This window comes from Alphaproteobacteria bacterium, from assembly GCA_025800285.1.
Classification (GTDB): Bacteria; Pseudomonadota; Alphaproteobacteria; order JAOXRX01; family JAOXRX01; genus JAOXRX01.
In genome coordinates, this window is sequence record JAOXRX010000067.1 from 1 (window position 1) to 1,167 (window position 1,167).

Genomic DNA, 1,167 nt, shown 5'->3' on the forward strand with positions numbered 1-1,167 from the left:
TTTTCTGTTTCTGCATTTACTTTTCTAACTGCCGCTCGTCTAGCATCTCTATAATTAGAATTTGTTGCAATACTTATAATTGTTTCTTGACCCTTTTCTGTTTCTGCATTTACTTTTCTAACTGCCGCTCGTCTAGCATCTCTATAATTAGAATTTGTTGCAATGCTTATAATTGTTTCTTGACCCTTTTCTGTTTCTGCATTTACTTTTCCAACTGCCGCTTGTCTTACATCTTCATCTGAATCATTTGTTGCAATGCTTATAATTGTTTCTTGACCTTTTTCTGTTTCTGCATTTACTTTTCTAACTGCCGCTTGTCTTACATCTTCATCTGAATCATTTGTTGCAATGCTTATAATTGTTTCTTGACCTTCTTCTGTTTCTGCATTTACTTTTCCAACGGCCGCTTGTCTTACTTGCCATGAACTATCATTTGTTGCAATGCTTATAATTTCTTCAGGTGTTAATAAATCGTATACTTGTTCTAAATCCATTTTTAATCTCCTTTTAATTAAATTTTTTATTTAAAAATTCAGTATAATAGATATTCTTTTGATATTATGCATAAAATTTAATTAATTATATTTGGTATTATACCATAAAAAATCATTAATTACAATTAAAAATAAGAAATTCTTTTAATTATGTTTTATTCGTTTTTCCTTTCATCTTCATTTTTACATACAAAAAAAGTCTTTGTTTTCACAAAGACTTTTTTTGACCCTATTTTTTATTTTCTTAGTATTTTAACTTTCAATTCCTGCCTCTTTACGAAGTCTATGCTCTTTTGCTCGTTGTGGGTGTTTGTTTTCCCAATTCCCACCAGTAATTTGAGCGGTTTCTTCAGCAAGAGTTGTTATTCCTAAATCAATTCTTTCTTTTGCGGCTTTAATTTCTTTTAACTGGTCGATTTGTCCTCTTGGTGGGCCAATCCATTCAGTTTGTAAATATGCCGCTCTAACAACTTAGGTAACTCGCCTATAATATCTGCTGCTACAGGTCGTTTTTGTGGAAAGGAAGTTGTAGAAGAATTGTCTAAACATGGTGCAAACTTAGATTACAAAAATGCAAAGCAACAAACAGCTTTAAAAATAGCTTCATCAAAAGCTTATAATTCTAATAAAGCAAGAAACCCTGAAATGGCAAAAGCAATTAGATCTGAGAAAA

General features: G+C 31.0%; 1 protein-coding gene. It reads right to left on the reverse strand.

Going from position 1 to position 1,167, the window contains the following annotated elements:
- On the reverse strand, positions 1-494 hold a 494-nt coding region (locus OIF36_04210), incomplete at its 3' end, for a HEAT repeat domain-containing protein (protein ID MCV6599663.1).
- Positions 495-1,167: the final 673 nt, after the last annotated feature.